General features: G+C 56.0%; 23 protein-coding genes and 1 other RNA gene. 14 read left to right on the top strand and 10 right to left on the bottom strand.

Annotation, left to right across the window (positions count from 1 at the left end; genetic code table 11):
* The first annotated feature begins 310 nt into the window (after positions 1 to 310).
* Positions 311 to 2083, top strand: a complete 1773-nt coding sequence (locus ASD8599_RS14130; protein WP_181364494.1) for a sensor histidine kinase — start codon at positions 311 to 313, stop codon at positions 2081 to 2083.
* A complete protein-coding gene (locus ASD8599_RS14135) occupies positions 2084 to 2554 on the top strand; it encodes a response regulator (RefSeq protein WP_108829128.1) in 471 nt (156 codons plus the stop codon).
* A gap of 97 nt (positions 2555 to 2651) precedes the next feature.
* On the opposite strand, the gene rnpB is transcribed toward ASD8599_RS14135, so the two are convergent.
* The 5 genes from rnpB to gatC all read right to left on the bottom strand — a co-directional run bounded on the left by rnpB (position 2652) and on the right by gatC (position 6370).
* Positions 2652 to 3069, bottom strand: an RNA gene (rnpB, locus tag ASD8599_RS14140) — RNase P RNA component class A.
* Positions 3070 to 3159: 90 nt separating this feature from the next.
* Positions 3160 to 3792, bottom strand: a complete 633-nt coding sequence (locus ASD8599_RS14145; RefSeq protein ID WP_245926156.1) for an N-acetylmuramoyl-L-alanine amidase — start codon at positions 3790 to 3792, stop codon at positions 3160 to 3162.
* A complete protein-coding gene (locus ASD8599_RS14150) occupies positions 3753 to 4544 on the bottom strand; it encodes a hypothetical protein (RefSeq protein WP_108829129.1) in 792 nt (263 codons plus the stop codon). Before ASD8599_RS14150 ends, ASD8599_RS14145 begins: the two co-directional genes overlap by 40 nt.
* Positions 4545 to 4601: 57 nt before the next feature.
* Entirely contained in the window at positions 4602 to 6083 is a 1482-nt protein-coding gene (gene gatA, locus ASD8599_RS14155; protein WP_108829130.1) for an Asp-tRNA(Asn)/Glu-tRNA(Gln) amidotransferase subunit GatA, read from the bottom strand.
* Positions 6083 to 6370 carry an Asp-tRNA(Asn)/Glu-tRNA(Gln) amidotransferase subunit GatC gene (gene gatC / locus ASD8599_RS14160; RefSeq protein ID WP_108829131.1) on the bottom strand — a complete coding sequence of 96 codons (288 nt, stop codon included), beginning with the start codon at positions 6368 to 6370 and terminating at the stop codon, positions 6083 to 6085. Before gatC ends, gatA begins: the two co-directional genes overlap by 1 nt.
* A gap of 113 nt (positions 6371 to 6483) precedes the next feature.
* On the opposite strand from gatC, the gene ASD8599_RS14165 reads away from it, so the two are divergent.
* Positions 6484 to 6894: a VOC family protein gene (locus ASD8599_RS14165; protein WP_108829132.1), complete on the top strand. Its 411-nt coding sequence runs from the start codon at positions 6484 to 6486 to the stop codon at positions 6892 to 6894.
* Positions 6895 to 6907: 13 nt separating this feature from the next.
* On the opposite strand, the gene ASD8599_RS14170 is transcribed toward ASD8599_RS14165, so the two are convergent.
* Positions 6908 to 7366, bottom strand: coding sequence for a nucleoside deaminase (locus ASD8599_RS14170; RefSeq protein WP_108829133.1), 459 nt, complete (start codon positions 7364 to 7366; stop codon positions 6908 to 6910).
* A gap of 64 nt (positions 7367 to 7430) precedes the next feature.
* On the opposite strand from ASD8599_RS14170, the gene ASD8599_RS14175 reads away from it, so the two are divergent.
* The 10 genes from ASD8599_RS14175 (at position 7431) to dtd (ending at position 16600) form a co-directional block, all read left to right on the top strand.
* Entirely contained in the window at positions 7431 to 8465 is a 1035-nt protein-coding gene (locus ASD8599_RS14175; protein WP_108829134.1) for a pseudouridine synthase, read from the top strand.
* A gap of 164 nt (positions 8466 to 8629) precedes the next feature.
* Positions 8630 to 9448 carry a TerC family protein gene (locus ASD8599_RS14180; protein WP_108830201.1) on the top strand — a complete coding sequence of 273 codons (819 nt, stop codon included), beginning with the start codon at positions 8630 to 8632 and terminating at the stop codon, positions 9446 to 9448.
* Positions 9449 to 9603: 155 nt separating this feature from the next.
* On the top strand, positions 9604 to 10506 hold the full coding sequence (locus ASD8599_RS14185; protein ID WP_108829135.1) for a 5-bromo-4-chloroindolyl phosphate hydrolysis family protein: 903 nt from the start codon (positions 9604 to 9606) through the stop codon (positions 10504 to 10506).
* Positions 10507 to 10521: 15 nt separating this feature from the next.
* A complete protein-coding gene (locus ASD8599_RS14190) occupies positions 10522 to 11718 on the top strand; it encodes a toxic anion resistance protein (RefSeq protein ID WP_108829136.1) in 1197 nt (398 codons plus the stop codon).
* Between the two features lie 38 nt (positions 11719 to 11756).
* A complete protein-coding gene (locus ASD8599_RS14195; protein WP_108829137.1) occupies positions 11757 to 12698 on the top strand; it encodes a DUF2927 domain-containing protein in 942 nt (313 codons plus the stop codon).
* Between the two features lie 25 nt (positions 12699 to 12723).
* The gene (locus tag ASD8599_RS14200) at positions 12724 to 13839 is read left to right on the top strand and encodes an SPFH domain-containing protein (protein ID WP_108829138.1); all 1116 of its coding nucleotides are present in this window, start codon (positions 12724 to 12726) and stop codon (positions 13837 to 13839) included.
* A gap of 4 nt (positions 13840 to 13843) precedes the next feature.
* Positions 13844 to 14263 (top strand): hypothetical protein, encoded by a 420-nt coding sequence (locus ASD8599_RS14205; protein WP_108829139.1) that lies wholly within the window; start codon positions 13844 to 13846, stop codon positions 14261 to 14263.
* A 110-nt stretch (positions 14264 to 14373) separates the two neighbouring features.
* Entirely contained in the window at positions 14374 to 15489 is a 1116-nt protein-coding gene (locus ASD8599_RS14210; RefSeq protein WP_108829140.1) for a TFIIB-type zinc ribbon-containing protein, read from the top strand.
* On the top strand, positions 15486 to 16160 hold the full coding sequence (locus tag ASD8599_RS14215) for a nitroreductase family protein (RefSeq protein ID WP_108829141.1): 675 nt from the start codon (positions 15486 to 15488) through the stop codon (positions 16158 to 16160). The genes ASD8599_RS14210 and ASD8599_RS14215 overlap by 4 nt, the downstream gene beginning before the upstream one ends.
* Positions 16157 to 16600, top strand: coding sequence for a D-aminoacyl-tRNA deacylase (gene dtd / locus ASD8599_RS14220; RefSeq protein WP_108829142.1), 444 nt, complete (start codon positions 16157 to 16159; stop codon positions 16598 to 16600). Before ASD8599_RS14215 ends, dtd begins: the two co-directional genes overlap by 4 nt.
* A gap of 136 nt (positions 16601 to 16736) precedes the next feature.
* Here the strand turns inward: dtd and ASD8599_RS14225 are convergent, their stop codons facing one another.
* From ASD8599_RS14225 to ASD8599_RS14240, 4 genes are all read right to left on the bottom strand, one after another.
* Complete coding sequence (locus tag ASD8599_RS14225) at positions 16737 to 17927, bottom strand: beta-barrel domain-containing protein (protein ID WP_108829143.1); 1191 nt, start codon at positions 17925 to 17927, stop codon at positions 16737 to 16739.
* A complete protein-coding gene (locus tag ASD8599_RS14230) occupies positions 17924 to 20164 on the bottom strand; it encodes an ATP-binding cassette domain-containing protein (protein WP_108829144.1) in 2241 nt (746 codons plus the stop codon). Before ASD8599_RS14230 ends, ASD8599_RS14225 begins: the two co-directional genes overlap by 4 nt.
* Positions 20164 to 21447: a TolC family protein gene (locus ASD8599_RS14235; RefSeq protein ID WP_245926053.1), complete on the bottom strand. Its 1284-nt coding sequence runs from the start codon at positions 21445 to 21447 to the stop codon at positions 20164 to 20166. Before ASD8599_RS14235 ends, ASD8599_RS14230 begins: the two co-directional genes overlap by 1 nt.
* Before the next feature lie 180 nt (positions 21448 to 21627).
* Positions 21628 to 24789, bottom strand: a complete 3162-nt coding sequence (locus ASD8599_RS14240) for an Ig-like domain-containing protein (protein ID WP_108829146.1) — start codon at positions 24787 to 24789, stop codon at positions 21628 to 21630.
* Positions 24790 to 25040: 251 nt separating this feature from the next.
* Here ASD8599_RS14240 and ASD8599_RS14245 point away from each other — a divergent pair, with 251 nt between their 5' ends.
* On the top strand, positions 25041 to 26141 hold the full coding sequence (locus tag ASD8599_RS14245; RefSeq protein ID WP_108829147.1) for a DUF4147 domain-containing protein: 1101 nt from the start codon (positions 25041 to 25043) through the stop codon (positions 26139 to 26141).
* Positions 26142 to 26147 lie beyond the last annotated feature (6 nt).

Consider the following 26147-nt stretch of genomic DNA (forward strand, 5'->3'; position numbering starts at 1 on the left):
CCCCGAGTCAACACCAAACGGCAATATAATCGCAACTCTGTCCTTATATCTTAAATACTCCGTTCTGTGCGCGGTTTGAAGGCGAAAAAAGGCTTTGCGTCAGGTTCTCGTGATCGCCTTTCACGTGAATTGATTGCCCTGCACGCCTTTGTTGCGCGGTACGCAAACCCCTTCATCACTTCAACAACAGTTCACCAAGGGAAAATGAATTTGTGAAAACCCAGTACGACATCACGATTGTTTAAGGGTTTGATCATAGCGTGCAGGAATGAAGATATCCAACATCATACAATTTTTTCAAAATCTGTGGATGCGCCCGCGCAAAGTTGGGCGAATATCAGCGCCACACATCGCTTTGGTTGTGTTGTCATTGACACTTACGCTATCGGTTTGGCAGTTCTCTAAGGCCCAAATCGCGTCGCGTACCCAAGCACGTTTTGACACATCTGTCAGTCGTCTTGTCGATCTGATTGAAGACAGGATGAGCCTGCACGAAGATGCGCTTTGGGCTGGCGTTTCCACAATCGAATCGCATGGCGGCGACATCTCGCGAGATCGTTGGCAAGCCTTTGCAAAAACACTGCGGCTTGAAGAAAAATACCCCGGCATCACGGGTATCGGGGTTATCCATTTCCTCAATGCAAATTCAGTAGGCGACTATTTGAAAACCCGGCGATTGGAACGCGCTGCGTTTGACATTTTTCCGCGTCACGATCATCGCGACATTATGCCGATTTCCTTCATCGAACCGGAAGCAGAAAACGCTGCTGCCCTTGGGTTGGACGTCGCCCATGAAACCAATCGCCGAACAGCAGCAATCGCCAGCCGTGACACCGGAACAGCCCAAATCTCAGGGCCTATTGTGTTGGTGCAAGACAAAGCCCAAACGCCCGGGTTCTTATTTTACGCGCCAGTCTACCATGCCACAGATGCAAATGATGGTGACACGCGGCCCGTGGACGCGGTGGGCGCTGTCTACGCGCCCTTTGTCGTTCACAAATTGATTGAAGGATTGCTCGCCAAGGAACGGCGCAATGTCCATTTTAGTATCTCTGATCAAGACGTCACACTTTACGACGAACACTTAAACACCGATGCCGCAAATGATCCCGACCCGATGTTCGCCACTCAGGTCTTACTTAGCATGTACGGGCGCGAATGGCTTTTGGACATGCGCAGCAATGCAGCATTTCGCCTCCAGAATTCTTACGCGCAGCCCACGATCATTTTATTGGCTGGATTGACCATTGAAGGTCTCATCATAGTACTTTTGATAATGATGTCGCGGGCCAATGCCCATTCAGAGCGCTACGCAGACAAGGTCACCGCGCAACTGAAGCTGCAAACCCAAGACCTGAAAAACACAAATCAAGAATTAGAGCAGTTCGCGTATGTGGCATCGCACGATCTAAAAACTCCTATTCGCGGCATCGCTGGCCTGACTGAAATGATACGGGAGGATCTGGAAGGGTATTTTGCATCGCCTTCGAACAATCCCGAAGTGGGGCACAATCTGGATCGTATCATGGACCGCGTCGCCCGAATGAATGCACTGACACAAGGCATTATGGAACTGTCGAAAACCGGGACTGATGCAGCCGATCAACCGAAGCTAGAGTTCCAAGAAGCTGTCGATGCTTTGATGCTTGATTTCGAACTGGATCAAACCGCCATAAAGCTCAACACCCGTGTCTCGTCCATTGCTTTTGATCCTTTTAACCTACGCCGCATTCTGGAAAACCTCGTTGGAAACGCGATCAAGTACCACGATGGGAAAAGACCGCTTTTGATCACGATGGAAGCCGTCCAGGCCGGCGATCGTTGCCGCATTTCGATACACGACAACGGCCCTGGAATCGATCCACGCTATCACACTCGTATCTTCAACATGTTTCAAACCCTGCGCTTGAATGGTGCTGCAGAAAGCACCGGTATCGGGCTGGCCATTGTAAAAAAGGCCGTAGAGCGACACGGGGGACGTATCACTGTGGCATCTCCCCCAGAAGGCGGTGCTTTATTCACCTTTGATTGGCCCCTTTTCGGGTCCCCATCATCCACTCACCTCCAGAAAAAGGCGGCGTAAATGCAGAATAAAATGAATATCTTGCTGGTGGATGATGACGACTTTGACGCTGAGTTCCTGCAACGAAGCCTTAGAAAGTCTGAGTTTTTTGGTACTCTGACCCGCGCATGTGACGGGCTGGATGCTCTTGAGATTTTGAACAGTCACTGCACCCACGGCGAAACGGATCACCCATTTACTATCCTATTGGACATCAACATGCCGCGTATGGACGGGCACGAATTTTTGACAGAGCTGCGTCAAAATCAGGCAGTGGCAAATTCCCGTGTGATCGTTTTAACAACATCTGGCAGCGAAGCGGACATAGGCCGCGCATATGAAAAACACGCTTGTGGATACATTGTCAAACCACATGGCATCAAGGAAATGGACAATGTGGTACAGGCGTTAACGGCCTTTTGGGATACCTGCAAACATCCGAAACATCCGGTTTTGTCCATACCGGACGTCCAAATTCACCCACTTCAATAAAATGACCCAAACAGATCACCTTTTTGAAATCGCAAGGAATGCCCGCCTTTCAGATAAATCTGCAAAAAAGAGCCTAGTTTGATATTGAACAAACAAATTGCGCGGAAGGCCTATAAGCCGGATTCTGTCATAGGCAGTTGCCTGCCCGAGACGACCATTCATCTTGAAACAGAGTTGCCTCTGCTTCTCTAGCTGCCAACCCGGACCTGCTGGGGCTAAAGCGGCCCCGAGGGCATGCCCTCGCGCGGTCCCTATTTGGCATTGCTCCCGGTGGGGCTTGCCGTGCCGGTCCGGTTGCCCGTCCCGCGGTGGGCTCTTACCCCACCGTTTCACCCTGACCCTGCGTGTGATATCGGTTGCCCGATCCGCGCACAGGGCGGTTTGTTTTCTGTGGCGCTGTCCCTAGGGTTACCCCCGCCGGGCGTTACCCGGCACCGTTGCTTTGTGGAGTCCGGACTTTCCTCTTACACCCGTGTTCGCAAGAACCAAGTTTAAGCGGCCGTCCAGCCTTCCGCGCAGGGTTGCTTGTGGCGGGTGACGTCCAACGCGTCAATGGGCTTTTGTTGGGGGTTACTACGAAGGCGGCAACAGACGATGGCAGGACCTTAAAGAAAACCCTTTGTCCTTGGATCCGCACCCCATCGTAGCTGAACAGCAACGGCCCTATCCGCGTCAGACACTTGCGCAGTATAGCCTGCATCGGCTGCTGTCTTTCCGGCTGGTTGTGTTGCCGCAAGACCCTGTCGTGCCAAACGCGACCAATCGAAATGTGGTCCGGGGTCAAACTTGCGGCCCGGCGCCATATCGGAATGTCCAATAACCCCTTCCGGCGCGATCCCCCATCGGTCAAGAATGCGCGGAAGCAGCCATTCCAGGCTGCCCATTTGCGGTTCTGCAAACGGGTATGTGCCGCCATTGTCCAACTCAATTCCGATGGAACTTGAATTGACATCGTCTTGCCCGTGCCATTCGCCCGCACCAGCATGCCAGGCACGCATTTCTTCGTCCACAAGCTGCGTAATCTCGCCACTGCGCGCAATCACATAGTGGGCAGAGACTTCGGCCGCCGGATCACATAACCGCTCTATTGCAGCCTCGGCCGTGGCCATCGCAGTGTAATGCACAACCACAAGCGAGGGCCGCAACCCGTTCCGGCGCGGTCCGCAATTCGGTGAAGGATGTTGATGAATATACAGGCTTAACCGCCCGATGCCGCACGGTACGGCGTCGGGTCCCACCGACACGCGTAACCATCCCCGTCTGGATCGAGACCCTTACGATCTTTTTCGGGGCCTCCTCGGGCCAGAAAATCAATCTGCGCCTCATCCGCGGAACGATAAACCGCACAGTTCTTTTCGAACTTGTTGGCTGCGTTGAACCCCAGACGTCGGTACAATTGCGTGCCTTTAGGGTGTTTGTTTTGCAGCGCATAGGCCACAACATTTGGCTGGTTGCCACCTTCACGGCTGGGCAAAGCGGTGGGCTGCACCACTGTATATTGCGCACGATTGGCTGCAATTCTTGCCTTGTCGCTTTCGATGGACTGTCGGGACGATACGGCCCCGAAATCGTTTTCGTCGGAAATTCCCGGGTTGTTCACCAAGGTTGGTGCAGCATTGGCCGGGCTGGCATTCACCACCCCTGCGCCGGAATTCAGTGATGCAGCCCGTGCGTTTTCAACGTCATTCGCGTTGGCCGCGGCCGTCGCAGGAGAACTGTTGTTCAATGCGCTTTCGGCTGTCGCAATCACCGGATCGGCTGCCGGTCGCGGTGCAGGCGCTGACGTGGCAGCTGTAGGCAAAGCGGATGATTGCACGGGGGCCGCAGCTGGCACCTGCTGTTGTGTCACTTGCTGTTTGGCCTGTGTCGACGTGTCAAAACCCACACCGCGGCCAGGAACACCAGGTTGCGCCCCGCTGTCGGGAACGGCAGGTTGGCACGCCGCCAAAGCGCCCAGCGCTCCTGCGATCAGGATCAGTTTTGGTATCATATTTGCCTCCGCCCGCCTTTGGGCGGTGCGCTTATTTACGATGCTCTTTTGCGTCGTTTACCACCATTTGGACGGTTTGGCTACAAAACCAGCCGCTTTCTCCAACGCATAGGCGGAAGACAGCAAATCGCCCTCTTCCCAGGGCCGCCCGATCAGTTGCAGTCCCAACGGCAGCCCCTGCGCGTCCAGCCCCGCAGGCACAGCTACACCGGGCAATCCGGCCATGTTCACTGTCACCGTAAAGACGTCATTGAGGTACATTTGCACAGGATCAACATCCGTCATTTCACCCAAGCCAAAGGCTGCAGAGGGCGTGGCCGGTGTCAAAATGGCGTCCACACCGGCGGCGAACACGTCCTCAAAATCTTTCTTGATCAGCGTGCGCACACGTCGCGCCCGGTTGTAGTAAGCGTCATAGAACCCGGCCGATAAAACATAAGTCCCGATCATGACCCGGCGCTGCACTTCGGGTCCGAATCCTTCGGCGCGGGTTTTTTCGTACATCTCCGTGATGCCGTCGCCCGCATCCAAAGTCGCACGGTGCCCGTAGCGTACCCCGTCGTAGCGCGCCAAATTGGACGATGCCTCGGCCGGGGCGATCACGTAGTAGGCAGGCAAAGCGTATTTGGTGTGCGGCAAAGAGATGTCCACGATCTCGGCGCCTGCATCTTTCAACATCGCCGCGCCGTTTTCCCAGAGCTTTTCGATCTCGGACGGCATGCCTTCCATCCGGTATTCCTTGGGAATCCCGATTTTCTTGCCGCGAATATCGCCCGTCATCAGCGCTTCGAAGTTTGGCACCGGCAAATCCATGCTTGTGCTATCTTTCGGATCATAAGAGCACATAGTTTCAAGCATGATGGCCGCGTCACGGACCGATTTTGTCATGGGACCAGCCTGATCCAGAGACGAGGCAAACGCCACCACGCCCCAACGCGAACAGCGCCCGTATGTCGGTTTGATCCCAACTGTGCCAGTGAAAGCCGCGGGCTGACGAATAGAACCACCCGTGTCTGTACCCGTCGCTGCCAAACATAGATCCGCCGCAACGGCAGAGGCCGATCCACCCGAAGACCCACCGGGCGTCAGCTGGCGATCATCGACTTTCCACGGGTTGACCGCATTGCCGTATACAGATGTTTCATTGGATGACCCCATTGCGAATTCATCCATGTTGAGCTTGCCCAACATGACGGCACCAGACGCAAACAGGTTCGATGTGATGGTGGATTCGTATTGCGGCAAGAACCCTTCCAAGATGCGCGATCCGGCTTGGGACGGCACGTCTTTGGTGCAAAACAAATCCTTGACGCCCAAAGGCAGGCCACACATGTCTGGCGCGTCACCGGCTTTGATGCGGGCGTCTGCAGCTGTGGCCTGATCCATGGCCAGCTCTGGAGTGTGGTGGACGAAGGCGTTCAAGGCCCCTGCCCCTTCGATTGCTTTGAGACAGCTTTCGGTCAATTCGCGCGACGTGGTTTCGCCTTTGCGCAAAGCGTCACGGGCTTGCGCCAAACCTAATGTGTTCAGTTCAGTCATTATTCCACCACCTTGGGCACAGCAAAGAATCCCTCACGCGCGTCGGGCGCGTTTTTCAAAACAGCTTCCGGCTGGTTGCCGTCTGTCACCACGTCTTCGCGGCGTTTCAAACGCTGGGGCGTCACAGAGGTCATAGGTTCGACCCCATCCACATCCACTTCATTGAGCTGTTCGATAAAGCCCAAAATTGTGTTAAATTCTTCGGCTAAGGCAGGAAGGGCGTCTTCTTCTACCTTGATGCGTGCAAGCTTGGCGACACGCGCGGCTGTGCTTTGGTCAATCGACATGGGAACCTCATTTGTTGGTTTCCGTTTACCGCTCTGATCGCCCACTCGCAAGGTCTTGTGGCCGGGTTTGATTGCAGGCAGAATTTGCCATGCACACAAAGAAAGGCCGGTCCATGAAACTTACCCTGCATCACGTCAGCTTCAGTTCTGAAAACGTCAGCCGTCTGGACACATTCTACCGTGATGTTTTGCAGTTGGACGCAGTCACGCAAGACATTCCGAAACAAGAGAAAAACAAAGGTTATGCAGGGCAATTGGCGTTTCGCACCGATGGCGCCGTGCAAACCCACATCGCGCAAAAGGATTTGACCGTCGGCTTTAAAACAGGTCATGCCGTCAATCCGGTTGAACGCGGTCACATTGCGTACCGCACCGACGACATCGAAGCCTTCAAGGCGCATCTGGATGCACAAGGTATACCCTACTCGGATTGGGGGCACACTGCCGCTGCAGAATGGCATCAGGTTTTTTTCTACGACCCTGACGGCAACGTCATTGAAGTGCATCAAGCCAAAGGCGACTGACACAAACCATGACTTAGCGGCCTTCGCGCTTGGCTTGAAAAAACGTCCTAAGCAAAGTGGCAGATGCCTGCGCCCCGATTCCGTCGTATATCTCAGGTGCGTGGTGGCATTGCGCGTGGGAAAACACCTTTGCGCCCACACCCACGCCCCCGGATTTGGGATCATCCGCCCCGAAGTACAGCCGCGCAATGCGGGCGTTTGAAATTGCCGCAGCGCACATCGGGCAAGGTTCCAACGTGACGTAGAGGTCGTGTCCCACCAATCTGTCTGTGCCTGCCGCAACGCATGCGGACCGGATCGCCAAAATCTCTGCATGCGCCGTAGGGTCGTGTAATTCGCGTGTCCGGTTGCCCGCCTGCGCCACCACCTGCCCTGATGTGTCCACGATGACAGCGCCCACAGGCACTTCACCGCGCGCAGCGGCGGCTTTGGCTTCTTCCAAAGCAATATCCATGAACGATGTGAATGTCATTGTGTTACCCTTCCTCCAAACAGTGCGCTTTCGCAAGGTGCGCGGATAGGATAGAGGCGGCGTCATGACACAAGATACCCCATCCCAGCCGCCCAAAGGCGACCGCATCGCAAAAGTTCTGGCCCGCGCAGGTGTGGCCAGCCGCCGCGACGCCGAAAAGATCATTGAAGCAGGCCGCGTGGCCGTCAATGGCACTGTGCTGGACCGCGCCGCCTACAATGTAAGCCCCGGCGACACGATCACCGTAGATGGCAAACCCATCGCAGAAGCCGAACCTGCCCGCATGTGGCTGTATCACAAGCCCGCCGGTCTGGTGACGACCAACCGCGACGAAAAAGACCGCGAGACAATCTTTGATCACATGCCCGAGGATCTGCCCCGCGTGATGTCCGTGGGCCGGTTGGACATCAATTCCGAAGGGCTTTTGTTGCTGACCAACGATGGCGGCATCAAGCGCAAGCTGGAATTGCCTTCTACAGGCTGGCTGCGGCGCTACCGCGTGCGCGTCAACGGCCGCCCCACCGAAGATACCTTTACCCCATTGCGCAAAGGTATCGTCGTTGAAGGCGAAAAGTTCCAACCCATGCAAGTGTCGCTGGATCGCCAGCAAGGCGCAAATGCGTGGCTGACTGTGGGATTGCGCGAAGGCAAAAACCGCGAAATCCGCCGTGCCATGCAAGACATTGGCCTGACCGTAAACCGTTTGATCCGCATCAGCTATGGCCCCTTCCAGCTGGGCGACCTGAAACAAGGCGAAGTCGAAGAACTGCGCCGCAAAGTCATGCGTGATCAATTGGGCATGGAAGCCGAAGACCCTGTGGGCACAGCCAAGAAAAAAGAAGTTAAGCGCCCCGATCGCAAATACGCGGCCTCACGCAAACCCTCCGAACAGGGCCGCACCCGCGACAGGGCGCGTGCCGAATATGCCCGTGAAAAAGCCGAAGGGTCAGGGGGCCGTCCAACTGCAACGGGGTCCAAATCAGGTGCCAAATCAGGCGCAAAGTTCGGGGCAAAGCCGTCAGGCAAACCTGCGCCCAAGTCACGACAACGTCCGCAGGGCAAGCCAGGCGCCAAGCCGCAGGGCAAACCAAAAAGATAAACGCCATCCACAGGGCGTTCGCGAAACATAGCGCGTTTATAGCAAAAAGAATGCAACCTTGCAGCACCTTGCGCAGTTTTCCCCCTTGCATGGGCTGTTGATTGTTACAAAGCTGCGTTACATGCGTGGAAATTCTGTTTTGGGGGACGGCTATGCTGGACTATGTGGCGCAACTGGCGACGTTGGAAAATCTTGGAAATCTGTTGATGCTTTGCTTTTTGCAAGCTGTTCTGGGTTTCGACAATCTGTTATACATTTCAATCGAAAGCCAGCGCGCCCCTGTGGCCCAACAAGCTGCCGTGCGCAGATGGGGTATTTTGATTGCTGTCGCTCTGCGCGTGATTTTGCTTTTTGTCATGATCCGTTTGATCGATGCCATGGCAGAACCCTTTTACATTTTCGATTGGACCGGCGTTCTTGAAGGCGGTGTGAACTTTGCGACTTTGGTCTTCGTCATCGGCGGCATTTTCATCATGTACACGGCCGTGAAAGAAATCGGACACATGCTGACCATTCACCAGCTTGACACAGACGTGGAACAAAAATCGGGCAAATCAGCGACACAGGTTGTGATGCTTATCGTGTTGATGAACCTGATCTTCTCTTTTGATTCTGTTCTGTCTGCCATCGCCATCACAGACGTGTTCCCAATTCTGGCGACTGCCATTTTGTTGTCAGGCCTTGCCATGTTGCTTTTGGCTGACGGAGTGACACGCTTTTTGGAAAAGAACCGCATGTATGAGGTTTTAGGCCTGTTCATTTTGCTGATCGTCGGTGTTGTTCTTTTGGGCGAAGCCGGTCAAGCCGCAGCACATGCGATGCATGATGACAGTCTGGCCCTGAAAGTCGGCGGTTACGAAGTTATTCCGATGTCCAAGACCACCTTCTACTTTTCCGTTTTGGTTCTTGTTGCGGTCGAAGTGATTCAATCGGGCTATACCCGCAAGCTGAATGCAGAACGCCGCACAGGTGCCAAACACTGAACCGCAGCAGTTATCTGGCAAAAATGGTTAAGACGCCCTAAGCTGTGCCCAAAGGGAAGCAAATGACACCAAATACCTTTCAAAAGATCGCATATGCCGCGTTGATCGTCCTGATGTTCGGGGTGACAACCGGCTGGCTTGGAGGACTTTGACACATGGCAAAGCGATTTGGTGGTCAATACAGCCCCGATGGCGAAGCATCCGATCTGGATCCGGTCACACCCGGGGCCTATGACAAGGCGGACGTGTCCCCTGTAGGGGCACGCGCCAATGTGCTGTTTATTCCAGCAATTCCAATGGTGTTTTTGTCGCTGAACGATGGCGCAATTGGCCTGATCGCAGGTCTGGGCGCCGCCGCCGTTCTGACACTGGCGGCGTGGCTGTTGCGGGGCGGTTTGCAGGCAGAGGCTGCGTTCAATGCCCGCAAGGTCGCGCGCAAACCCGGTATCCCGCGCAAGATGTTTGCCAGTGCGCTGACAGGCATCGGCATTGCGATGGCCGCCTTTCGGGTAGAGCCGGGCGTGATTGCGCCGGTGTTGTATGGATTGGCGGCAATGGGTCTGCATGTGGCCGCCTTCGGCATTGATCCGCTGCGATCAAAAGGGATGGCGGGCATTGATACGCACCAACAAGACCGTGTGGCCAAGGTGGTCGATAAGGCCGAAGCCTATCTTGACGAAATGACCGACGCAATGCGCCGCGCCAATGACCGGCGCATGGAACAAAAGCTGCAAGGGTTTCAAAACAAGGCCCGCGATCTTATCCGCACGGTCGAAGAAGACCCTCGCGATTTGACTGCCGCCCGCAAGTATTTGGGCGTCTACTTAAAGGCCTCGCGCGATGCCACGATCAAATTCGCAGACATCTACAGCCGCACACAAGATGCCCGTGCACGCGAAGACTATGCCACACTTTTGGACGATCTAAGCGCGGGCTTTGATGCCCGCACAAAGAAATTGCTGCTGGAAGACCGCGGCGATCTAAATGTTGAAATTGATGTGCTGCGTGAACGCTTGCAGCGCGAGGGCGTCCCGGTACGCCCGTCTGACGAGATATAAAAAGGAGGACCATGAATGTCCGAAACTGTACGCCAAAAAGCCGAAGCCACTTTAGCAGAAGTCGAAGCTGTTACAGCAGTGGCTTTGCGCGAGCCTGTGGATGCCGGGGCGGTCGTAACGCTTGCCGAAGCCGACGCCCCTGTTAGCGCTGAAATCACCAAGCGCATGGCTGAAATTGACATGGAAAGCACCAATTCCATCGTCTCGTTCGGGTCAAATGCACAAGCCGAATTGCAGGTTATCTCGCAATCCATGCTCGCCGATGTGCGCAACAAGGATTTGGGACCAGCTGGCGATTCACTGGCCAATATGGTCACGGCCATTCGTGGTTTTTCCATCTCCGAACTCGATGTGCGCCGCGAACGCACGTTTTGGGAAAAGCTTCTGGGCCGCGCAGCCCCATTCATGAAGTTCAAAGCGAAATTCGAAGATGTCCAAGGCCAGATTGACGAAATCACTGATGATCTGGAGGGTCACAAGCACACGCTGATGAAAGACATCAAATCGCTTGATCTGCTCTATGACAAAACGCTCGATTTTTACGACGAACTGGCGCTGTACATTGCAGCCGGTGAGGAAAAGCTGAAAGAGCTGGACGAGGTCACAATCCCTGCCAAGGCCGCTTCTGTTGAAGCCGCCGCCGAAAACGATCAAGTCATGGTGGCCCAAGAACTGCGTGACCTGCGTGCCGCGCGTGACGATCTGGAACGCCGTGTCCATGATCTGAAACTGACACGTCAGGTGACGATGCAATCGCTGCCTTCGATCCGTTTGGTTCAGGAAAACGACAAAAGCCTTGTGACCAAGATCAGCTCGACTTTGATCAACACAGTGCCTTTGTGGGAAACACAGCTGGCCCAAGCTGTCACCATGCAACGCAGCGCTGAAGCGGCCAAAGCGGTGCGCAGCGCCAATGATCTGACCAACGAATTGTTGACGTCAAACGCCGAAAACCTGCGCACCAGCAACAAAATGGTCCGCGAAGAAATGGAACGCGGTGTGTTCGACATCGAAGCTGTCAAAAAGGCAAACGCCGATCTTATTGGCACCATTGAAGACAGCTTGAAAATCGCGGATGAAGGCAAAGCCAAGCGCGCCGAAGCCGAGATCGAATTGCAGAAGATGGAAACAGATTTGCGCGACACTTTGGCGGCTGCCAAGTCACGCGAAGACGGTGTGGGCGACAACGCATCCACGTCTGTTCCAGCCTGATCTGAAGGGTGCAGTGGCGCGGTTATAAGAGCCGACGAATGGCGGCGAAGCTCGGGGCATGTTTTACATGTCTTGCGACACTCGGGGCGTGTTTGACCCCGGTGGAGCCTGTGCTTACCCCCAAAGCCCGCCCAGCCGCGCTGCGCCCCGCCCCCATTCAGGTGGCCCAAGCCACATCCGAAAAAAGTGCTGCTTTGCGCAGCTATTTGACCTCGGTGCAATCGTCGCAACTGACCCAAGGTTTGCTGCGACAAGACGGCGGTGGACCCGATACACCCTTTAGCGCCGAAATGCTGGCCCGTAACTTCAAGCAAATCGTGTTTTACAACGAATACGGCGGTGCCGCCCAAGGGGTATCCGGCAAACTTCGCCGTTGGGACGCGCCTGTCCAGTTCGAGGTCTTTTTTGGCCCCTCTGTGCCCCCGTCACAACGTGCGCGCGACACGCAGGATGTGAAGGACTATGCAAAACGATTGGCCCGCGCGACAGGGCATCCGATCAGCGCAAATTCCGGCGGTGCATCGCGTGCAAATTTCCTTGTGTTTTTCGTGTCCGAAGACGACCGTGCCGCGACCGTAAACCAGATTGCCACCCGTTTACCAGGTATCACACAGGCCAATTTAACGGCCGTGCGCGACCTAAGCCGCGACATTTACTGTGCTGTTGCAGCCTACGCCACAGGCCCCGACCGTAGCACCTATACCGCCGCTGTGGCTGTGATCCGTTCAGAAAATCCGGACTTACTGCGTTTGTCCTGTATCCACGAGGAACTGGCCCAAGGCCTTGGCCTAGCCAACGACAGCCCTGCAGCTCGGCCTTCCATTTTCAACGATGACGATGAGTTCGCATTGTTGACCGACCACGACGAAGTGTTGCTCAAAATGCTGTATGACGACCGCCTCAAAGCGGGAATGACCCAGCCTGACGCCGATCCCATTGTGCGCATGCTGGCGCGAGAACAGACAAAAGGGCCGCTGTAACGGCCCCAAAAGAAGGAGACCCCTTATGGGTATTTTTGATTTTCTGACAGGCGAGTTTATCGACGTCATCCATTGGGTCGACGACACCCGTGACACGATGGTGTCGCGTTTTGAACGCGAGGGCCACGAGATCAAATACGGTGCCAAGCTGACAGTGCGCGAAGGTCAGGCGGCTGTGTTTGTGCATGAAGGGCAATTGGCGGATGTCTTTACGCCGGGGCTGTACATGTTGGAAACCAACAACATGCCTATCATGACCACCCTGCAACACTGGGATCATGGCTTTCAAAGCCCGTTCAAATCCGAAATCTACTTCGTCAACACCACCCGTTTCAACGACCTGAAATGGGGCACCAAGAACCCGATCATCGCCCGTGACCCCGAATTTGGTCCGGTGCGTTTGCGCGCCTTTGGCACCTATTCCGTTAAGGTGTCTGATCCGGCGCGTTTCTTGGTGGAAATCGTCGGCACCGATGGCGAATTCACCATGGACGAGATCAGCTACCAGATCCGCAACATCATCGTGCAAGAGTTTTCGCGCACTTTGGCCAAATCCGGCATCCCTGTGTTGGACATGGCCGCCAACACCCGCGAACTCAGCCAGCTGGTTGCCAAAGACATCAGCGCACAACTGGCGGAATACGGCCTGATGCTGCCCGAGCTATATATCGAGAACATCTCGCTGCCGCCTGCCGTCGAAGAGGTCATGGACAAGCGGTCGTCCATGGGTGTGATCGGAAATCTCAACGAATACATGCAATTCCAAGCAGCCGAAGCTTTGGGACGCGATGGTGGTGCCGCGGCTGCCATGCAAGCAGGCATGGGGGCCGGTTTGGGCATGCAGATGGGACAAGCCATGAGCGCCGGACCATGGGGCGCAAAGCCTGCCGCAGCCGCCCCCGCACCTGCCGCCATGGCCCCACCTCCGCCGCCTGTAGAACACGTGTGGCACGTTGCGGAAAACGGGGCGACGTCTGGTCCGTTTTCCAAAGCCAAAATGGGCCGCATGGTGTCCGAGGGCACATTGACCCGCGATACATTCGTGTGGACCGCAGGACAGGATGGCTGGATGAAAGCCGAAGATGTGCGTGAACTGGCGCAGCTTTTCACCATTTTGCCACCACCTCCACCCGGCGCATAAGCCTGTGCGCCGCCGGTTCACGATTGGATTGCATTGGACCGTTTTGGTTCTGCTTATCCTGCTTTTGGCTGGCGGCGTGATCGCAGAAATTGCGTTGCTTTACGCGATATGCGGCTTTGCCATGGTCGCCATCGCCCTGTTCAAAGGGCTGATGAATGGTCCGGGCCCGAAATTGACAGGCACGCTGCGCAGTGCACATCCCTGGTTAAGCTGGGGCATGTATGCCGTGTTGGCCCTATCCAGTGGCATCACGTTACGAGCGCTGATGGGAAACGGCAGTTTTGGCATTCCCTTGCCCCGCCTCTATTTCGTGACGCTTTCCATGGTCGCATTGCATGCGATTTTTCACTTATGGCGGCACACAGCGCTTGGGGATGGCGCATTGCGCCGCATAACGCCAAAGGCGCTGCACGGCATTTTGTAGCGCACTCGGGGTCATACGGTCCCAAATTCGAATGCAACCTGCGCATTTCAACAGTGGAACCCGTGGCCTGCCTGCGCTAGTTTTGGCCCAAGCAACACGCAAGGTACCCCATGGACGCCTCAGGCCCCCAAGACGCCCCCGCACCACAATCGGAACACCGGTTTCCGTGTGACAATTGCGGGGCAGATTTCCGCTTTGATCCAAGCGCCCATACCCTTGTCTGTGACCACTGCGGCAACACCGGCGACATGGACACACCAGCGCCTGTTCATGCGATCAAGGAACTGGATTTTCGGACCGCTCTTGACGCTGAATTGCCTCACTCGGAAATCGAAGAAACACGCGTTTCAAAATGCCCCAATTGCGCAGCTCAGGTTGAATTCGAACCCGATGTGCACGCCGCAGAATGTCCGTTCTGCGCAACACCTGTCGTCACCGATACAGGGGCCCACCGCCACATCAAACCGCGCGGGCTGTTACCCTTCGCAATGGATGAAAGTGCGGCCCGTTCGTCAATGACAGACTGGTTGGGCGGGCTATGGTTCGCCCCCTCCGGCCTGCAGGAATACGCCCGCAAAGGCCGCAAAATGCAGGGAATTTACGTGCCTTACTGGACCTTCGATGCAGATACAAAATCTGCATATGCCGGCGAACGGGGCACCGTCTACTACGAAAACCAAACAGTCATGCGCGACGGCAAACGCCAAACGGTACGGGTCGCCAAAGTCAGGTGGGCCCGCGTTCGGGGGCGCGTTGCACGCTTTTTTGATGACGTTCTGGTATTGGCTTCAACCTCTTTGCCAAAACGGTTTACCGATGCTCTGGAACCATGGGATCTAAGTGCAATGGAACCCTACGATCCCGCGTATCTTGCCGGTTTTCGTGCAGAAGGGTATTCAATTGAACTGCAAGAGGGTTTCAAAGAGGCCCGCATGCGCATGGACGCACAAATCACTCGCGACGTAAAATTCGACATTGGCGGTGACAGGCAACGGGTACATGACATTCAGACCCAAATCAGCGCGGTCACCTTCAAACACATTCTTCTGCCTGTGTGGTTGGCAGCCTACAAATACCGCGGCAAAACCTACCGGTTTGTCGTCAACGGGCGCACCGGGCGCGTGCAGGGTGAACGCCCCTATTCTGCCATCAAAATCACCATTGCTGTGGTGGTTGGACTGCTTGTTGCTGGGGCAATCGGTTTTGCCATGGCGATGAACCAATGACAGATTTCGAAACACTGAACCGCATCGCAACCGAACGTTATTCGTGCCGCGCCTATAAACCCGATCCCGTCCCAAGGGAAATAATCCAGAACATTGTGCAGGTCGCGCAAAAGGTGCCAACATGGTGCAATGCCCAACCTTGGAAATTGACGATTACCGAAGGGGCAGGCACGCAGCGCTTTGGTGCGGCACTGTACGATCAAGCCATGTCCAACGCGCCAGAACCCGATATCGAATGGCCCAAAGCCTACCCCGGAGCGCTGGGGGAACGGCGACGGGCCTGCGGTTTTCAGCTTTATGATGCCTTGCAAATCCCCAAGGAAGACCGCGCAGGACGCGCCGCACAGATGATGGAAAACTTCCGTTTCTTCGGGGCGCCGCATGTGGCAATCGTGACCACCCCAGCTGTGCTCGGCACATATGGTGCTGTAGATTGTGGCGGCTTCGTTGCAGCCTTTACCCAAGCTGCCACTGCGCAGGGTTTGGGAACGATCGCACAAGGGGCGATCGCCGCTCAGGCCCCTTTCGTGCGAAACTTTTTCGAACTGCCCGAAGATGAATGGGTGTTGTGCGCAATATCATTCGGCTATCCCGACACCAAACACCCCGCCAATGCCTTTCGAACAGACAGGGCAGCAGTTGGCGATGTCGTCACCTGGCACGACACATGAGGGCACTGATCCAAAGAGTGACCAAAGCCCACGTGACTGTAGACGGGTCTTGCGTCGGGGAATGTGGCGCAGGGGCATTGATCTTGGTCTGTGCCATGCCAGACGACACGCCAGTCACTGTTGAAAACCTGGCTGGCAAAATCGCCAAGCTGCGGATTTTCAAAGACGCAAACGGGAAAATGAACCTGTCAATGTTACAATCCGGCGGCCAAGCCTTGGTCGTCAGCCAATTCACACTGGCGGCAGACACCGCGCGGGGCAACAGGCCCGGGTTCTCGGGTGCGGCGAAACCAGACGTGGCAGAACGGCTTTACCTGCAATTCGTTGACGCGTTGCGGACCCTCGGGATTGAAACACAAACCGGTCAATTCGGTGCCGACATGGCCGTGGACCTGACAAACGACGGTCCGGTGACAATTTGGCTGGATACCGCAGACTAACCCGTCTTGCGTCCCTGTCTTTTTCCAAAAAACACCCCGCCGGTGGCAAGGGTCCCATCAAGTGAGCTACCCGGAAATCTCATTGCCGAAAACAGATGCTCCGGCCACAGTCAATCGTTTCAACGAGGCCCTCGGATCACGGTTCGCGAAACGCTTCGCGGGATTTGTAAAGCGGCTTCATAAGGTATTGCATAACCGTCTTGGCACCTGTGTGCAGCTCAACAGAAGCTTGCATGCCGGGCCGGATGGCAATGCTGGCCTGCCTGTCCGTGAGGTTTTTAATGTCCACACGCAACGTGACTTTATAGTGTGGATCACCGTCAGCACGACGCGCGGTTTCATCTTTGAACGTATCAGCCGAGATCAATTTGACCTCGCCCTGCAAAGACCCGAAAATCGTGTAATCATACGCAGACAGTTTTATTGTCGCCTTTTGGCCCGGACGCACATTGGCGATGTTTTTGGGGTCAACGCGGGCTTCAACAAACAACTCTTCGTCCATTGGAATGATCTGCAAAATCTCTTCGCCCGGACGTACAACGCCACCGATCGTAGTCACGCTCAGATTGTTCACAATGCCCTTCATCGGCGACAACAGCACGGTGCGCGACAGCTGGTCCAAGCTGGCTTTCAGATTTTGGCGCAACGTGCCCAGTTCTTTCAGCGTGTCAGAAAACTGCTGTGCGCGTTCGAGTTCGGTTTGGGTCACGATCTCATCCATACGGATGCGGGCGTCGGCATGGGCTTTGCGGGCACGTGTGGCTTCGATCAGCGATACGATATTGCGTTCCAGTAGATCTTCCAGCAGCGTTTTTTCTTTGGTGGCTTGATTGAGAACGCGTTGCGCCCCTTCGCGGCGCGACACGAAATCGGATTGACGGGCTTGTAGCAAAGCACGCTCCGAAGCCACAATGCCGGGCGTACGTGCGGCCAAGACCTCGGGCACGATGAAATCGAACTGTCCTGCCAGCTCGGCCTCAAGCCGCAGACGGCGAATTTCCAAAGCTGTAATCTGGTCTTGCAAGTCGTCCACAGCAGATTTGAATTGCGTTCCATGTAGCCGCGCCAGAACGTCGCCCCGTTCCACCACATCGCCTTCCTGCACCGCGAGTTCGGCCAGAATACCACCTTCAAGGTTTTGGATAATTTGCGGACGAGACGATGAAATCATCGACCCCTCGGCACGCACAATTTCGTCCACCCAAGCGAATGCGGCCCAGATCAAAAACACCAGAACCGATGCCGCGCACAGCCAAACCACATAGCTTGGGCCTTTCATGTCGCCGCCCAATTGCGTGTTCAGGTTCGTCTGGCTTGCAACGCTCATCCGATGGCCCCTTTCATCGGAACAACAAGGCCCGTCTGGTTCAAATGCGCCAGCACCTGATCCCGCGGGCCGTCTACTGTCATGCGCCCGTTCTGCAACAGAAGCGTTCGGTTCGTCAGGGCCAATATCGGGGCACGGTGCGTGGCGATGATCGCTGTGCGCCCATCCATCCAGCGCTCCAACCGGCTGACAAGTGTGGCTTCCAGCTTTTGATCCAGCGCCGCTGTCGGTTCATCCAGCAGGCAAATCTGCGGGTCTTGCAACCAAAGCCGCGCCCACCCGATGGATTGACGTTGCCCGATGGACAGGCCTTGGCCACCATCCAGAATTTCAAGATCAAGGCCTTTGTGGTGTCCTTTGACAAATGGCCCAAGCCCCGCAAAATCCAATGCTTCCAAAAGGCGCGTGTCGTCGCGTTCCAGCATGGTCAGGTTCAAGTTGTCCCGCAACGTGCCTGAAAACAGGCGCACATCCTGTCCAAGGTACCCGATCAGGCGGCGCAGGTCGCGCGGCTCAATCTGGCTCATTTCTGTGCCGTCCAACAAAACGCGGCCAGTGGATGGCGCGTAAAGCCCGCTTAAAACCTTCAAAAGCGACGACTTGCCAGACCCGTTCGCACCAAGGATCGCGATACGCTGCCCCGGCAAGATCGCAACGCCCGGAATATCCAGCGTCGGTGCGCCATCATCTTCGTAGCGGAACGTCAATTCACGCAGCTCAAAATGCCCTTTCAGGCTTTCGCGGCGCAAATATGTGCGGTCTTCGTCTGCATCTTGTTCTGACATCGCCACTGCATCCAAACCGTCCAGCGCCGTTTTCACATTTCCCCAACGCGCCATGGTGCCAGCCAACTGCGTCAGCGGCGCAAGTGTGCGGCTGGTCAAAATGCCCACCGCGATGATGGACCCCACGGTGAAATGCCCTGCGAAAACCAGATAGGTGCCCACGATCACAGCGGCGACATAGGTGGCCTGCTGGACCCCTTGGCTCCAGAATGTCAGTACAGACGCCAGCTTGCGTTGTTCGGATGATTTCAGTGCAGACAGCGTTGTCAATTCCGACCACAAGCGCATCACGCGGTCTTCGGCGCGCTGGGTCTTGACCGTATCACGTTCAAAGATCGCCTCGTGCAAAAGGCGCGAAGACTTGGCAGAGGCCCCTTGGGTTTCCGCCGTCAACTGCATCATTTTCTTTTGCATGAAAAAGCCCGGCACCACCATCAGGATACCACCAAGCACCAGAACCCAAACAACATTTCCAGCGATTGAGGCCACAAGCAGCAAGAACACAAAGATAAACGGGATGTCTGCGATTGTTCCGATGGTCGAGGCGGTAAAGAATTCGCGCACCGACCCGAATTCGCGCATCGCAGAAAACGTCATTGACGGGGATTGCCCCCGCACGTCAGACCGCATGCCGATCACCCGTTCCATCAAAACGCCCAGCACAGACAATTCAATCTGGCGCCCTGCCCCATCCATCAAACGGGCGCGCGCAATTTTCAAAAACGCTTCCATCAAAAGTGCAAGGCACGCGCCAACGGCCAACACCCAAAGCGTGGCTTCGGATTGATGCGGGATCACCCGATCGTAGACTTGCAACGAAAACAGCGCAACAGCGACGGCAAGAAGGTTGGCGACAAAAGATCCCAACGCGACTTCGCCCAACTGGCGTTTGAAGGTGTGAAACTGCCCCCAGAACCAATGTGCAGGCTTGGCTTCGGTCTTGTGTGTCTTGGCCACAGTCGCCAAAGGCGCTTCGGCCCGCACAAGAAGGCCCGCAAAATAAGGTTCAAAATCCGCCATAGGAACATGGGCGCGATTGTCGGTGCAGGTTTTGTCGTAAATCACCAAATCACCGCGCGATTGGCCCATCACAAGCACCACCTGCCCGCTGGTCATGTAAGCCAGGGCAGGCCATTGATCCGCGGTAAAATGTTGCAAAGTGCAGACTTCGGTCACACAGCCGATATGGGACAGCCCTTTGGCGATGGCATGGGCTTCAACCGCATCGCTTGCGCCATCGGATGTGGCTTTGGAAATTGCATCAAACGCATCGGATTTCAGCGCATCAACGCCAAGCAACCCTGCATAGACCACCGCCAGTTCGGCGCGCGCCTGAATGCGGTCACCAAACAGGTTTTTATTGTCCGCTTCTGGCGCTTGCACCTTGGCAGAGGCTTCAATGCGGCCTCGGTTTCCATTGGTGATGGTCAGCGTGAAAGGCTGCGTGCTCATCAAATCTGGCCCCCGTCGGCCAGAACACCCAATATCCGCGCCATCTCAATGCGCAGGCGTGCCGCTTCGTATTTGGTGGTAACTTCGCTTGTTTGAGCGCGCGCAAAGGTTTCATAGACGCCAACAACGTCCATCACCTGACGCTGTCCTGCACGGTATTGTTCCTGAAACAAGTCCAAGTTTTGCTTGGCTTGCTGGCGCAGGTTTGTGGCTTCGCCCGTTTGACGGGTTTTGGCTGCAATCTGGCTTTCAAGGCTTTTAAGTGCGCGGTTGGAATCTTCCGTGGCTTCCAGCACCAAACGGCCAGCGGTTTCTTTGGCCACTTCGATGGACTTCAAACGCGCACCTGTGCCAAGACCCAACTGTGCGCCGCCGCCATTGACCGTCACACCGCCATTTGCGCCAAGCGTGCCACGGGCCGAAAGTCCGGGCAATTGGCTTGCACGATCCACAGAAGCCGCAGCAATCGCGCGTGTTTTTTCGGCTTCGGCACGCACCACCGCCAAAGGCTGCGCCGCGTTTGCGGTAACCGGCAGCCGAGTAATCCCACGCACATCTGTCAGCGGATCAATCGCCATGGCGTTCAATTCCGACAGGTTTGTGCGGGCTGTTTCGCGGTTTGCTTCCAGGTCGGCGCGGATTTCAGCCAGCTTCTGGCGGATAATATTCAGATCAGAGCGGTCAGAAACACCACCGCGCACGCGCTCTGACATGATGTATTCAAAGCGGCTCATGTCCTCAAACGTGGTTTCGGACAGTGACGCCTTTTCACGCCCTTCTGCGGCGGCCAAGTACAGTGTCAGTGCCGTCGCCGCACGGTCGTTGGTGTCTTCGGCCAAAGCAACGGCTGCGACTTCGACATCCGCTTTGGCAAAAGCGCGTTCGCCCTTCTTGCGTCCGTTGTCAAAGATCACCTGATCCACAACCAGATTGGCCACCACAGATGACAAGGATGTCAGCGAGATTTGCGGCCCAATCGTCGGCAACCAGTTCTTACTGGCCGCTTCCGCACGCAACCGTGCCGATTTCAATTCGGATTCAGCCGCACGGTTGTTCGCGGCCATCACTGATGTTGTGACCCGTTCAAAAGAACTGCTTTCAGGCACAATAGATCGCCGGCTGACCAGCCCTTGAATGATCGTGCTTTCAGCGTTCAGCTTGTCATCGTATTTGGTGTCTGTTGAGGCATATGCGGTCGTTTTTGGCGCCGCTGCCGTTTCTGTCACACCGGTTTCGGGTGCGCGCATCCGCGAGACAAGATTACTGTCTCCGAAGTCACTCATACAGCCCGAAAGCCCAATTACTACTGCACAGGCTACGCCTGTACCTTTTACACCATGCCCCATGTCCTGCCCTTAACGTGCCGGTACTATTATTTTGTTGTGGTGGGCGCGGTTCGGGATCGCTTTTGTGGATCCCGTCCCCGCCTCAATTATAATGGATCGGCCAAAATCCTGAAGCCTTTAGCCGATCACAGTATTCACTGTGATTTCATCATCGATCAACACGGTGCCAGCACCAACGTTGTAGATGTTGTAATCTGCGCCATCGACGGTTGTGGTCCCTGCGGCCTGTCCGTCTGTCAAGGTCACTTGGTCGTCGCCGCCACCTGTCACGATCAACTGATCCGTGTTCGAGGACAGGTTCACAAGCTGCGCTTCGTTGATTGTCAGATGCGCTTCTTCCGCAAAGTTCAGATCAACGGTTTCAACCTGATAGTTGCCCAAGCCCGGTGTCGCTAGGGACGTTGTCGATCCTGCAACGCCGTCATCAAGCACAACATATGTGCCTGCGGTGTTGCCAGCATCGTCTGTCGCCGTGATAACAAGGTTTGAGCCGTCCGGTACATCGCTGCCAAACCGGAATTCGGTTTCGCCAAATGCGTTGTCTGCAGATTGCGCCGGTGTGGCGGTGATTGCAGAATCCGTAACCTGCGCAATAGACACATCATCATCGGTTTGCTCGATGGAAATACCGCGCACACCATCACCAATCGTTGTCAGCGATGCCATGACCGGCCCGTCGGGCGCATCCGTGTCAATACGCAGAGTGTCCGAAATCGTTGCCGTGTTGTCATGCGCATCGGTTGCCATAACCGTGATGTCAGCGTCATAGCTGCCAGCAGGGATCGCCGAGGCCGGAACATCCAGGCTCCAGTTGCCTGCCGCATCCACATTCGCCACCAGCGTCGTGCCGTGGAAGTCTACAACAACGGTAGACCCGGCTTCGACCTGCCCGCCAAGGCTGATGCCCGTGCTGGCTTCGGACGCGTTCACCACATTGTCGCCTGCCACATTGCCCGCCGAGAAGTTCAGCGTGTTGACCAATGTGTCAACTTCAACAGTATTGTTGATGGTCGCCACGTTGCCCGCGGCATCCGTCGCAGTCACTTCCAAAGCGACATTTTGTTCGCCTGTTGTGATCTGGCTGGATTGGTACGCCGCCGTCCAGTTGCCATTGGCATCCACGGTCGCAGGAACGGTAACACCGCCCAATGTGACCATAACGGATGATCCCGGCTCAGTTGTGCCTGTGATGGTGACGCCAGATGCCTGTTCGGACGCGTTGATTACCCCGTCACCTGCAACTGTATTTGCGCTTACCGACATGTTGTCGACCTGCGTGTCCACCTGAACGCTGTCTGTGGCCGTGCGTGTGTTGCCCGCAGCATCTGTTGTGGTCGCTTCGATATTGGCAGTGTACGTGCCCGGTGCGATTTCGCCTGCTGCAAATGTAGCATTCCACACGCCGTTTGCGCCCGTCACTACGGTATGGCTGACGCCGCCCATTGTTACGGTCACAACTGCACTTGGGTCTGCGGTACCGGACAAGACAACACCGTCGCTGGCCTCGGCTGCGTTGATGATGTCATCGCCTTCGACCGGTGCCGGGCTGATGGTCAAAAGACCCGCTTCGGTATCAACGCTGACGGATTGCGTGATTTCAGACGTGTTGCCTGCCGCATCCGTGGCTGTCGCCGTCATAGTCGTGGTGTATGTGCCGCCAGCCAGCTGATCGCTGCTGAAGGTCGCAGTCCAACTGCCGTTTGCGGCAACTGTTGCTGTTGTTGTTACCCCGCCCAGAACAACAGAGACTGTTGAACCCGGTTCGGCCTGACCCGTGACCACAAGACCCGATTGTGCTTCGGCTTGGTTGATCACACCGTCTGCACCGCCTGCGGTAGAGGTGTAGTTGAAGGCATTTACAAAGGTGTCGACCTGCACTGTACCCGTTGTGGTCGCAGAGTTGCCGTTGGCATCGGTAGCAACCGCGGTCACGGTTGCATCGTATTCGCCCGACGCCACCGCTGAGGCGGGGAAATCCACCGTCCAGCTGCCGTCAGACGCCACAGTCGCGGCCAAAGTCGTCGATCCGAATGTCACATTTACAGTCGATCCAGCCTGCGCGGACCCTGTCAGTGTGATCCCACCGGCAGCTTCGACACCATTAACAGTACCGTCACCGCCAACAGCTGATGTGTTGATGGCAACTTCACTGACCGTGTCGATCACCAGAACTTCAGAATAGGTCGAGGCATTGCCCAGCGCATCTGTCGCCACGATCGTCATGGTCTCGGAATATTCGCCGCCTGCAAATGTGCCTGCGGGCCATGTCACGGACCACGATCCGTCGTCGCCGACTGTGGTCGTTTGCGTGTTGCCCGCGACGGTCACGCTGACGGATGCACCTGCTTCACCGGTGCCGCCCACTGTCGCGCCGCCATCCAGTTCGGATGCGTTAAAGATATCGCCATTGGATTCAGTGCCAAATGTAACGGACACTTCCGGAGGCGTTGTGTCGATGAGAAAGACAGGACCATCCAGATCATATGTCTCGCCGCCGCCCGTGACTGTTACATCCGCTTGGGATGTGCCGTCGCTTGGCAGGTTGTCACCGTCAAAAGTCACGCCCCATGTGCCATCGTCGCCAATCAGCGTATCAAGGGACTTATCCCCCACGACAACTTCGACCAGATCACCGGGATGACCGGTGCCTGTTACGACAACCTCGTAGGGCATAACTGTGCCACCAACGCTTGGCGTGCTGTCGGCGTTGTCCACAGTTGGTTCTGTGTGTGGTGGCTCATTGCCACCTCCACCGCCACCGCCGCCACCACCGACAACGGCCAGACCGCCGACGCCAGCTGCAACACCCGCGGCACCCAAGCCGCCACCGCCAAGCAACGCGCCCAATGGCGCAAGCATGGACACTTCGTCGTCAGCAACTGGACCCACAGCAACTTCTGTGCGGCCCAAATAGATCAAATCATCAGATGGGCTCCACTTGCCCCACTGCTCTGTTGGACCGAACTGGGCGTACAGGCCACCGTCGGTTGTCTCAACAAAGGCAACTTCATTCAAGTAGCCGTCGGCGCTGATGAACAGGCGGTTCGCCTCGCCTGCGTCATTGAAGTAATTCTCGATCACGATGATGCGGCCGTCCGAGAGCACGATGCTCAAATCGTCGCCGCTGCGCGAATGCCCTTCCATGTCCACTTGACGCAGATTGAGGGAAATTTCCTGACCGTTTGTGACCTGGATTGTAGTCGTTTCAGCCTCTGCCGATACCGTACCACGATTTAATGCGCCCGCACCATCACGGACGACGAAATCAATCGCCTTCATAACACCACCACTCTACCTCGAAACCCATTCAATGCGGGTCTCATTTTGTGTTTTTCTTCAGCAGGCGTTGTTTTTTTTGCCGCTCTGCTTGCGTTCTGTATTTTGCAACTTAACGCAAAGGCGAATCTAGGGCTAGTCTCTTTTTTCACCAAAATCGCTATTTCGTGAGGCTTTGGGTACATATGGCCTTCAATTCGGGGCAGAAGTGTTGTCCTTATTGTGGCACCGCCAGCAACAAAAAGGGGCCAAAGATGTCCACAGCAGATGATTTGGTCACCATATGGACGGCAGGCGTCGACGCCGTCATTGGACGTCGCGCTGTGTGCGATGCGCTGCGTCAGCACAATGTGATGCGCCCTGACGCGGTGATTGCAGTTGGAAAAGCGGCCGCATCTATGGCCGCAGCTGCACATGATGCCTTTGGCCCCTTGCCCATGTTGATTGTGACAAAGCATGGACATGTAATGGATGCCCCGCAAAACGCGGAAATTATTGAAGCCGCACACCCGGTGCCAGATGCACAAAGTCTAAAAGCCGGGGCGCGGCTGATCGACGCCGTGGACAATATGGCCCGAGACACGCATCTGCTGGTGCTGACATCCGGCGGCGCCTCTGCTTTGGCCGAACATCTGGTGGACGGGTTGTCATTGAACGATCTTGCGGACCGCACCCAAGCTCTGCTCGCGTCGGGGCAAGACATTCACGCCATGAATGCGCTGCGCAAAGATCTGTCCGCAATAAAGGGCGGCAAACTTCTGGCACGGTTCAAAGGGCAACGCATCACGAGCCTTGCCATTTCCGACGTCGAGGGGGACGCTCTGGGCGTCATAGGGTCAGGCATTGGGGATGCGCCCGCTGACGCACCGTTTGACTTCGCCCCATACATCGTCGCCAGCAACGCCATCGCCCGTGCGGCGGCCGCAGACGCGGCGCAGGGCGTTATTTTGAGCAATACAGAAGACCTTTACGACGATGCCGTAGCGCTGGCACCGCGCATCGCGGCCCAAGTGCTTGCGGCAGGTCCGGGCCTGCACATCAAAGGGGGTGAGCCAACAGTGATATTGCCGCCCAACCCAGGAAAAGGCGGACGCAACATGGCATTGGCATTGCTGTTGGCCCGAGAGATTGCAGGCATCGAAGGCGTGCAAATTCTGGTCGCAGGCACCGATGGCACAGACGGGCCAACGGATGCGGCGGGCGCTTTGGTGGACGGGCACACGTGGGATGACAGCGGGTCAGACGCTTTGAACACTGCAAATGCTGCCCCGTGGCTGGACGCCCGTGGGGCGTTGTTTCGCAGCGGACCGACAGGCACAAACGTGATGGACATATTGATCGCCAAACGGACCTGACCCGAT

Origin of the sequence: Ascidiaceihabitans donghaensis (genome assembly GCF_900302465.1) — a bacterium.
GTDB classification, from domain to species: domain Bacteria; phylum Pseudomonadota; class Alphaproteobacteria; order Rhodobacterales; family Rhodobacteraceae; genus Ascidiaceihabitans; species Ascidiaceihabitans donghaensis.